The 9870-nt window shown below is 38.3% G+C and carries 11 protein-coding genes; 2 read left to right on the forward strand and 9 right to left on the reverse strand.

Annotation, left to right across the window (positions count from 1 at the left end):
- Window positions 1-140: 140 nt before the first annotated feature.
- A complete protein-coding gene (locus tag AC06OU_RS03695; RefSeq protein ID WP_475854054.1) occupies window positions 141-335 on the forward strand; it encodes a zinc-binding dehydrogenase in 195 nt (64 codons plus the stop codon).
- Window positions 336-426: 91 nt separating this feature from the next.
- Here the strand turns inward: AC06OU_RS03695 and rlmD are convergent, their stop codons facing one another.
- The 8 genes from rlmD to AC06OU_RS03735 all read right to left on the reverse strand — a co-directional run bounded on the left by rlmD (window position 427) and on the right by AC06OU_RS03735 (window position 7825).
- Window positions 427-1788, reverse strand: a complete 1362-nt coding sequence (rlmD, locus tag AC06OU_RS03700) for a 23S rRNA (uracil(1939)-C(5))-methyltransferase RlmD (protein WP_475854055.1) — start codon at window positions 1786-1788, stop codon at window positions 427-429.
- A 391-nt stretch (window positions 1789-2179) separates the two neighbouring features.
- Window positions 2180-2362: a hypothetical protein gene (locus AC06OU_RS03705; protein WP_475854056.1), complete on the reverse strand. Its 183-nt coding sequence runs from the start codon at window positions 2360-2362 to the stop codon at window positions 2180-2182.
- A 135-nt stretch (window positions 2363-2497) separates the two neighbouring features.
- Window positions 2498-3199 (reverse strand): YjjG family noncanonical pyrimidine nucleotidase, encoded by a 702-nt coding sequence (locus tag AC06OU_RS03710; protein ID WP_475854057.1) that lies wholly within the window; start codon window positions 3197-3199, stop codon window positions 2498-2500.
- Between the two features lie 85 nt (window positions 3200-3284).
- Window positions 3285-3389 carry a cytochrome bd oxidase small subunit CydS family protein gene (gene cydS, locus AC06OU_RS03715; RefSeq protein WP_475854059.1) on the reverse strand — a complete coding sequence of 35 codons (105 nt, stop codon included), beginning with the start codon at window positions 3387-3389 and terminating at the stop codon, window positions 3285-3287.
- Window positions 3390-3403: 14 nt separating this feature from the next.
- Complete coding sequence (locus tag AC06OU_RS03720) at window positions 3404-4429, reverse strand: cytochrome d ubiquinol oxidase subunit II (protein WP_475854061.1); 1026 nt, start codon at window positions 4427-4429, stop codon at window positions 3404-3406.
- Window positions 4426-5772: a cytochrome ubiquinol oxidase subunit I gene (locus AC06OU_RS03725; protein WP_475854062.1), complete on the reverse strand. Its 1347-nt coding sequence runs from the start codon at window positions 5770-5772 to the stop codon at window positions 4426-4428. Before AC06OU_RS03725 ends, AC06OU_RS03720 begins: the two co-directional genes overlap by 4 nt.
- Window positions 5773-6233: 461 nt before the next feature.
- On the reverse strand, window positions 6234-7145 hold the full coding sequence (locus tag AC06OU_RS03730) for a diacylglycerol kinase (protein WP_475854063.1): 912 nt from the start codon (window positions 7143-7145) through the stop codon (window positions 6234-6236).
- Window positions 7146-7261: 116 nt separating this feature from the next.
- On the reverse strand, window positions 7262-7825 hold the full coding sequence (locus AC06OU_RS03735; protein ID WP_342559958.1) for a thioredoxin family protein: 564 nt from the start codon (window positions 7823-7825) through the stop codon (window positions 7262-7264).
- Between the two features lie 126 nt (window positions 7826-7951).
- Between AC06OU_RS03735 and AC06OU_RS03740 the strand changes: the two genes are divergently transcribed.
- A complete protein-coding gene (locus AC06OU_RS03740) occupies window positions 7952-9268 on the forward strand; it encodes a TrkH family potassium uptake protein (protein WP_475854065.1) in 1317 nt (438 codons plus the stop codon).
- Between the two features lie 160 nt (window positions 9269-9428).
- Here the strand turns inward: AC06OU_RS03740 and AC06OU_RS03745 are convergent.
- The coding region (locus tag AC06OU_RS03745) for a Type 1 glutamine amidotransferase-like domain-containing protein (protein WP_475854066.1) at window positions 9429-9870 on the reverse strand (442 nt) is incomplete at its 5' end.

A 9870-nucleotide genomic window follows, 5' to 3' on the forward strand; every position in this document is an offset into this window, starting at 1 on the left:
GATTATCCTTGTATTGTAATATTCAGAATTCGATTACTTTATTCTGATAACTTCCCCCTCTAGTTTAAGGGTAATCCGATCACGTAGGAGGTTCCGAGTCTCAACTTTACCAAACATTATTTCTTGGACCTTTTATTTCATTGACTGGGAGCAAGAAAATAAGTAGCCTGTTACAAAGAGCAAATCAAAAAGACTTAAATGATATAAAAGAGTTACTTGAAATTGGAAAAGTAAAACCAATAATTGATAAACGGTTTAAATTAAGTGAAATATCGGAGGCATTCAAGTATTTCCAGGAAGGTCACGCTCAAGGTAAAGTGGTGATCACTTTATAATAAGTGTCTTGCTTCATCCATAAATAAAAAGCAGACGGAACTTAGAAGTGCGATACCAACACCTCTAACCCGTCTGCTTTTTAATTCACTATTACACTAACTCCAACCAAGTAACAACTTCACAGTGTGTCGTCTGCGGGAACATATCAACTGGCTGAATCTCCTGTGTCTTATAGCCGCCGTCCTCTAAGATGCGAAGATCACGCGCTAAGGTTGCTGGATTACAGGAAACGTATACCACACGTTTTGGGCGTTGTTCAATAATCGTTGTTAGTAGTGCCTCGTCGCAGCCTTTTCTTGGAGGGTCCACAACTAATACATCTGCTGTTTTCCCTTCCTTGTACCAGCGTGGGATGACTTCCTCTGCTGGGCCTGCTTCAAAGTACGTGTTCGTAAAGTCGTTTAGCTCGGCGTTTCTTTTTGCATCCTCAATTGCTTGGGGAACAATCTCCACACCAAGTACTTGCTTCGCTTTTTGAGCAAGGAACAAAGAAATTGTGCCAATACCGCAATAGGCATCGATCACAGTCTCGCCACCTGAAAGCTGTGCATAATCAAGCGCCTGCTGGTATAACACTTCTGTCTGCTCTGGATTCACCTGATAGAAGGACCTAGCGGAAATTTCGAAGCGTACATCTCCGATTAGATCCTCAATCGTTGGTTTTCCCCACAATAGGTTAGTTTGATCACCAAAGATCACATTTGTATTTTTGGAGTTTATGTTTTGCATAATGGAGGTCACCTTTGGCTCTACCTCTCTAATAAGCTCAATAATCGCTTCCTTTTTGGAAAGCTTAGGATGCTTCGTCACTAGGACGACCATTACCTCACCAGTAGCTCGGCCTTTGCGTACTACTAAGTGGCGTAGCTGGCCTTTTTTCGTATCCTCATTGTAAGGAACTAAATCTAGTTTTAAGGCATTTTCCTTAAATGCTCTCATCAATCGGTCTGCTTCATCGGATTGAATTAGACAAGTCGGTGTGTCTGCAATGCGGTGTGATTTAGCCTGATAGAACCCTGCAATCACCTTTCCATCGACTAAGCCAAATGGAATTTGAGATTTATTGCGATATTCCCAAGGATTGTTCATTCCTTTTACCGGTAGTACTGGTGCATCAATCTTACCTAGTCTTTGCATGACATTTCGAACCATATTTTCCTTCCATTTCAGCTGACCTTCATAATTAATGTGCTGAAGCTGACAGCCACCACACTCATAAAATACTGGACATGGTGCTTCCACACGGAAAGGAGAAGGCTCTACAATATGAAGTAATTTAGCAAAACCATAGTTTTTTAATGTTTTTACAACACGTACCTCGGCTTTTTCATCAGGAAGACCCCCGTGGATAAACAGTGGGTAGCCATCGACCTTTGCTACTCCTGACCCATCATGTGTCAAATCCTCTATATAAACTGTTAACTGATCATTCTTATTTACTGGTGTGTTCACGTTAAATCTCCGTTCTTGTGTAATGGATATTATTATATCAAATAACTGCGTTCAATAGTATTACGTAGCTTATGTATATAAATTTCCAACTAATTTTAGAAACAAGAAAAGCGGAATCGCCTGTCACTGCCCCGACAGGCAAATGGGGAAAAGCGAGGAGGCAGTTCCTCAGCCACCGGAGCTTTTATCCATTTGACCCCGAGGAGCAAGGCGATGAAGCTAGACACCAAGAAAAGCGCAAGCGCCTGTCACTGCCCCGACAGACAAATGGGAAAAGCGAGGAGGCAGCTCCTCAGCCATCGGAGCTTTTATCCATTTGACCCCGAGGGGCAAGGCACAGGTTCCGAATTTTATAATTTCCTAAACAACAAAAAAAGTAAGGAATCATCCCTTACTCATTTAACTTTAATATAAACGAATCCTCTATAACAGACCAGTGTTTACTAGGTAATACACTTTTGTTTAATCGAGTTACAAACCGTTCTGCCTCTTCATAATCATAAAATACTTTTATCATTTGGCTATTTGAGTTTTTCAACACTTCTGTAACACCATTTGTGTTACGTGCTATCACAAACATGGTCAACTCCAGGTTATGTCTTAAACAATAATATTGTTATAAGAGTATTATCTCATATTTTGGAAATATTGTATACATTATTTGGAAGATTTTAAAAATTTATTTTAACTAAATGGGAGTTTTTCTAATTTATTTCTCTATTAATTGACCATTCACAATTCCATTGAGCTGACTCCAATTCTCTATTTCATATGTAGGTAGTATAGTTGTTGTGTTTTCCTTTTGGTTTGGATTAAACCAGCATGTATCTATTCCAAAATGGTTTCCACCTTGTATATCAGAAGTAAGAGAATCACCAACCATCAATACTTTAGACTTTTCTGTTATTCCTAATTTCTTAAATGTATATTCAAATATAGCAGGCTGTGGCTTTTGATAACCAGCTTCTTCTGAAGTGATGATAGCTTCAAACACATCCTTCAATGGGGAACCCTTGATCCTAGCATGCTGGGCAATTTGAAATCCATTTGTTAATATAGCTAAACGACAGCCAGCCAGACTAGCCAGCATTTCCTCCACCCCAGAGATTAAGTGGATTTCTCTACCTAGATTTTCTATGTACTTATGACTTACTGCTTCCAAATCTAACTTTAGATTATGTTCTAAAAATAAACGTTTGAATCTCTCTATTTTAAGCAGCTCTAGCGTTGTAACGCCCTGTTCTAATTCGTCCCATAAAACCTTACTAATTGTCTTGTAGCTGCCTAAGTAATCTTGCAAACCGTTTGGCAGTCCATATTCTAAAAATAATTGATGGAATGCATTTCTTTCGGTCATTCCAAAATCGAATAAGGTATCGTCCAAGTCGAACAATATAACCTCATATTTCATTTATATCTCCGCCTCTCTAAGCTTATTTTAACACCTGGGAAGAAAATGGACAGAAAAAAAGACCCCAACCAGAGGTCCTGAACAATTATTCATCTCTTACTGGTCCATCCATGGTAGATACCCAGAAGGTTATAATAATGGATCCGATCAGTACGATGAAGGGGGCATAAAATATTAGGAATTTCAACATAACGTTCATTCCTCCTAAGCGTGATTTTTCTTTTTCCCTTTTACATAATCTTTATTGAACAGAAATAGCTTAAGTAGTAGATATAAAGAAGGGATTAACAAGGCTAGCCCTAGAACAAATGCGATGATTAAAGAAATTGCCATGGCCTCATTTGTAAAGCTATCGTGTATAGATAAGTATGGATAAAGTAAATACGGTAAATGAGAATACCCATAAGCAAAAAAAGCGATTAAAAATTGTCCTGCTAGAAGTCCAAATGCTAGACCATATTTTTTCTTTTTCCACAGTAACCAAACTGTACCTAAGAACAGGAGGAAGGACAAACCAAACGTCCACCAAATATCAAGCATATTATTATAATGCTCCACATTGTGTGAGCGTAATTCTACCATTATTCCGCCTGCAGTTATAATCGTTGGAAAAGACCAAATCAATGCGTACTTTCTCATCAGTTGAGTTGCTTTTGGGTCCCCTGCCTTATTGGCATACCAAGTTAAAAAAACTGCGGAAATATACAAAACAGAGGTCAAGCTTAAGGCGACAATAGACCAAGTTAACGGACTAGTGAACAAGGCATCATAATTTAAACTTGGTGATCCGTTGATCATATCAACGAAACCACCCTCTGAAATAGTTAGTACGATAGATAATGAAGCCGGTAGTAACAATCCAGATAAACCATACATAAAAGAATACCCTTTGTGTCCTCTGGATCCATACGTTTCAAAGGCATAGTAGGACCCTCTGATGCCAAGCAATATTAATGCTATGCCCACTGGCACGAGAAGAGTAGTTCCATAATAGTAGGCAGTCTTAGGAAAGAAACCAATAATGCCAACGAAGAAAAATACGAGAAATACATTTGTTACCTCCCATACTGGGGATAAGTATCGTTGAATAATATTGCTCAGTATATGTTGTTTACCAGTTATTAAGCTATATGCATTAAAGAAGCCGGCACCAAAATCAATGGAGCCTACTATTACATAACCAAATAGAAAAGTCCATAAGACGGTGAGGCCTATAATCTCTAAACTCATGTAATATCACCGCCTTTGCCCGATTTTCTATCCTCTATTTCCTGCTCAACAGGATTTCTTCGGAACATCCGAGTAAGTACTACGACACTACCAACTCCAAGTACTAAGTAAAGACCTGCAAAAAGGATTAACATAAAATCTACCTGCCCACTTGTGGTTGCTGCATCTTCTACCCTCATGATTCCTCTTAAAATCCAAGGCTGTCTTCCTACCTCTGCTAGCCACCAGCCAGTCTCTATTGCAATAAGAGCAGCAGGACCTCCTAAGACGAGAAGCCAGCGAAAAAACTTAGAATCTACAAATGACCATTTGAAACGTTTACCTAACCAATAGAATGCGGACAGAGCTGCCAGTCCCATGCCAATAGCTACCATGATATTAAAGAGATAATGGATATAAAGAGGAGGCCTTTCATCTTCTGGAAACTGATCGAGCCCAATAACCTCCGCAGTTGGATTAGAGTATGCTAATATACTCAAAGCATAAGGAATCTTAATAGCATATTTCACTTCACCATCATCTAAAATTCCAAACAAAATAAGATCAGCATTTTCCTGTGTCTCAAAATGCCATTCAGCCGCTGCTAGTTTTTCCGGCTGATACTCTGCTAAATATTTTCCGGAAAAGTCTCCTATAATAGCAGTTGCAATTGAAAAGATTAATCCTAATTTTACAGTTAAATATAAAGCCTTTTTATGATAAACATGGTTAGAACCCTTTAACAAACGGAAGGCAGCAATGGAAGCGAGGACAAAAGCAGACGTCATATACGCGGTTACCACTACATGGGCTACCTTCGTAGGCATTGCAGGGTTAAACATTGCTAGGATTGGATTAATGTTCACCATTTGCCCATTTACCATGTCAAATCCTTGCGGTGAATTCATAAAAGAATTTACAATCGTGATAAACACTGCGGAAAAGGAAGCCCCTACTGCAACTGGTATGAGCAATAATAAATGCTTCTTCTGATTTTCAAAACGATCCCAAGTGTAAAGATAAATTCCAAGAAAAATAGCCTCAAAGAAGAAAGCAAAGGTCTCCATAAACAAGGGTAGGGCAATCACATTGCCGGCTAGCTCCATAAAATTTGGCCACAATAAGGAAAGCTGCATCCCGATTGCAGTTCCCGTTACAACTCCTACTGCAACCGTAATAACAAATCCTCTTGCCCAGCGTCTAGCTAGTAATATGTAATGTTCATCATTCTTTTTTATACCAACCCACTGAGCAATCATAATCATCAAAGGAACTCCAACGCCGATTGTCGCATAAATAATATGAAAAGATAAGGTTAACTCGGTTAAGACACGACTATAGAAAACTGAATCCGCATTTCCCATACTTGACTCTCCTCACCCTCCAAAAATTCTTCCAGCAATAGATAGTATCATAATACCTGCCACTACAAAGGCGAGCCACATTAAGTATCTCTCTTGTCTCTTATACACTAATCATTCCTCCTTTATATTGCCCAGATATATTATTAAATTATTCCCAATATTATTGGATTCATAACCTTTTAGAGAGGAAAGTCAAAAAATAAAAAATACTATCTTAACGGATCCATTGAAAATTTGTAGAAGTAAGAAAATATTAGGAGAATATTTTGTTTGTTAAAGTGGAGGGTACAAAAGAAGGATTTGTAATTTGAAAAAATGATAAATAGATTGTAATTCGAAAGTGATGTTTTATTCTTCCCCCAATGAACAAACTTGAGTTATTGATTGCAGCGACTCCTATATAACAGGCTTTCTTATAAAAAAAACCAGTATTTCTAATTAAAAGAAATACTGGTTTCATTTTATGGTCTATCTTGCTCACGGATTTCATCGATTGGAACAAAGACATCTATATGTCTATATAAGTTTTGGAATGTGGCAGGAATAGTTCCTCCATACTCTCCATCCAAATTTAAGAGAACTTTATCTTCAGATGTCACTTTAATGTGCTGGGCTTTTTTATAAATGACATGAGGATCTTCTAAATGTTCCCCGCGGATAGCTAAACTGGCAAGTCTTATAAACTCCGCAATATTTACTTTCTTTAAGATAAGCAACGAAAAGTTTCCATCATTAATACTTGCATTTGGAGCAAGCTTCTCGAAGCCGCCTACGGAGTTTGTAAGACCCACAAGGAACATCATAGCTTCATCCTCAAATACCTCACCGTCATACTCTATGCGAACCTTCGTGGCATTAATCGATGGAAGCATTTCAATTCCTTTTAAGTAATAGGCTAGTTGTCCAAGCATTGTCTTTAATTTACTAGGAACTTCATAAGTAAGTTCTGTAATTCTTCCTCCGCCAGCAATGTTAATAAAATAACGATCGTTGACTTTACCAACGTCTACTGGAATAGTATCACCCTGCACAATAATTTCTACTGCGCGTTTAATATCCCGAGGAATATGAACTGCTCGAGCAAAATCATTTGTCGTTCCCATTGGAATGAGACCAATCTTCGGGCGATTTTCAAATTCACTTACACCAGCAACAACCTCGTTCAGTGTTCCGTCTCCCCCAGCAGCAATAATTATATCAAAATTATTTTCTACCGCTTTTTTTGCTGCACTAATTGCATCTCCTTCACCAGTCGTTGCATGGCAGGACGTCTCATATCCAGCTATTTCTAAAGCCTCCAACACTTCTGGAAGATGTTTCTTAAATAATTCTCTCCCTGAGGTAGGATTGTAGATAATTCTTGCACGCTTCATACGGATTTCCTTTCTACTTTACAATTTCTTCATTATAAAGACTCTATTTCCTCACAAAAAGTTCCTAACATAGGAAAGAGCCGACTAAAGCCGACTCCCTTAAATATGCGGTTCGCTTATTTTTGAAGAATAGGCAGCCAGCTACTGCGGATTTCTTCGTAAACTGCCAAGTGAAACTCTTTGTTTGCTATAAATTCCTGTGTCATTTGCTCATAAAATTTCTTTTGGATGTCTTCGAATGCCGGATCTTCTTTATCAGGAAACTTGGCTCTTCCTTCCATCACAAATTTTTGGACCATTTCAGCACGAGGACCCCATTTAGAAATTACTTCTCCGTCCTGACTTAACAATAAATAAACTGGAATGGAGCGCCCACCATTTGTTAAGTATTGGTCCATCAGCTCTAGGTTCTCATCGCGGTAGACAGTGCGAATGTCCAAATTTCCAGCTTCTGCAATCTTTCGTACAATCGCATTATTCATCATGGCATCACCACACCAGTCTTCTGTAATAACTAATATATGCGGCTTTTCTGCTTTTAATATCTCAATGAATTCATCATCCGCTGGAACTTGAAATTGGTCGTATATACGAAAGGATTCCTCTTTTTTGGTAGTCATATCATTCATATACTGCTCTAAGGTTTTAGCTTCTTCAAAATATTGCTGTTCAGTTTTCAATGAAAAATCCCCCTTTTTTCTTAAGTATACTTTCTTTACTCAGTTGTTTCAAACAAGTTGTTGACAGCTGACCTGATCAGGATTAAAGTAGTTATTATTTTACATCCAATAAAAGGAAGTGTCCCAATGGAGAAAAAGCTCTCTTTTTCACCGCCTGTTGTGATTGCAAGTAGCTTTGCCACCTTAATCTTTCTAGGAACAGTTTTGATGAAGCTTCCTTTTGCTACGACAACTCCGATTTCCTGGGTGGATGCCTTCTTTCTAGTTACATCAGCTACCACCGTTACAGGTCTCAGTGTTTTTGATCCTGGTAGTACTCTAACAATGTTTGGCGAAATTGTATTACTAGTCTTAATTCAATGTGGTGGTATTGGGTTAATGACGTTTGCAATCGCTATACTTATTCTTCTTCGCAAAAAAATTGGTTTGCAGCACCGTATTTATTTGCAGGAATCTTTTAATCAGCCTTCTATTGGAGGTATCGTCAAGCTAGCTAAGCATATTCTCTTATTTGTTCTTCTTACAGAGAGTATTGCTATCGTCTTCTTAACACTCCACTGGATACCAAGGTTTGGCTTTGGAGATGCATTATATTATAGTTTGTTTCACGTAATTTCTGCCTTTAATAATGCAGGCTTCTCATTGTTTCCGGACAATTTAATGGGCTTCACTAGTGATCCTCTAGTTATATTGATTATTACTAGTCTAATAATCATTGGAGGAATTGGATTTGTCGTAGTAATAGATATCTCTCGCAAAAATAAATTTCGTGCATGGTCACTACATACCAAGCTTATGATCGTGGGCACATTAATAATAAATGCAATAGCTACACTTATTCTTTTAATCTTAGAGTTTAATAATAATGATACAATTGGCAAAATGGGAATACTAGAGAAGGTTATGACGTCTTATTTTAATGCAGTAACTCCAAGAACGGCAGGCTTTAATATGATCGATTATGGCCAAATGGAGGACCCATCTCTATTATTCACAATGCTTCTCATGTTTATCGGTGCAGGTAGTGCCTCTACGGCTTCTGGCATAAAGCTTACTACCTTTATTGTCATCATAGCAGCAACGTTTGCATTTTTCCGTCAGCAGGAGGACCCAGTGCTATTTAAAAGGTCCATCTCACGAGAAATAATTATCAGGTCTCTCGTTATTAGCACAGTTAGCTTAGCAACCGTTTTTATATTTGCTTTTGCTTTAACTATAACAGAGCAGCTTCCTCTGCTCCCTTTGCTATTTGAGGTGTTTTCCGCATTCGGAACTGTTGGTATCTCAATGGGCATCACCTCTCAGCTTTCAGAGTTAGGCAAGGTATTCATTTGTGTGTTGATGTTCTTAGGTAGAATTGGACCACTCACGTTATTTTTCATCTTAACTAAACCGAAAAAGGTTAAATATAAATATCCAAATGACCAAGTGTTCACCGGTTAAGGATAGAAACACCCCTGCACTAGCCTGTCTGCAGGGGTGTTTTTTTATAATCGGACGGTTATATGCAATAATCGGTCGGTTCTGGCTAAAAATCGGTCGGTTTTCTTTCATAATCGGTCGGTTCCGCACGATAATCGGTCGGTCCAGTCCATGCCGTTCCCTAGCTGAGACAGTTTTTCTTAGTCCCATTCTTAAAGGTAATGATCTCATTTATTCTCGTATGTATGCTGTCATTTTTATAGAAGATTGCACTGCCGTCTGGTAGGGCATAGATTGTTCTATCATTAGAAAGAGTCAGCAGCTCCTCATCTGATTCTGGAAGATAATGAACCTCTACACTAAAGTCGACTAATCCTAATCCCTGCAAAATAATTGTGTCTGGATAGTCCTCATCCTTTGTTAATATGCAGTCTGTGCAAAAAGCTAATGCACCTGCGCTATAGCCAATCATTAAGCCTGGAAAACTACTAATTACAGCAGTCAGCACTTTATCCAAAATAACCTGAAGTATACGCTCAGGTTGTCCTCCTATAATATAAAGAACATCATACTCTTCAATCATGTTAATCATGTCTTCTTTTGATAGCTTTTCATGCAACAAA

The sequence above is a fragment of the Psychrobacillus sp. genome, assembly GCF_056205495.1.

What these genes read in the sequence shown, in the direction of transcription:
- AC06OU_RS03710 (WP_475854057.1), bottom strand. Translation starts at nt 3,199, where the DNA reads ATGAAATATGAGGTTATATTGTTCGACTTGGACGATACCTTATTCGAT.
- cydS (WP_475854059.1), bottom strand. Translation starts at nt 3,389, where the DNA reads ATGTTGAAATTCCTAATATTTTATGCCCCCTTCATCGTACTGATCGGA.
- AC06OU_RS03720 (WP_475854061.1), bottom strand. Translation starts at nt 4,429, where the DNA reads ATGAGTTTAGAGATTATAGGCCTCACCGTCTTATGGACTTTTCTATTT.
- AC06OU_RS03725 (WP_475854062.1), bottom strand. Translation starts at nt 5,772, where the DNA reads ATGGGAAATGCGGATTCAGTTTTCTATAGTCGTGTCTTAACCGAGTTA.
- AC06OU_RS03730 (WP_475854063.1), bottom strand. Translation starts at nt 7,145, where the DNA reads ATGAAGCGTGCAAGAATTATCTACAATCCTACCTCAGGGAGAGAATTA.
- AC06OU_RS03740 (WP_475854065.1), top strand. Translation starts at nt 7,952, where the DNA reads ATGGAGAAAAAGCTCTCTTTTTCACCGCCTGTTGTGATTGCAAGTAGC.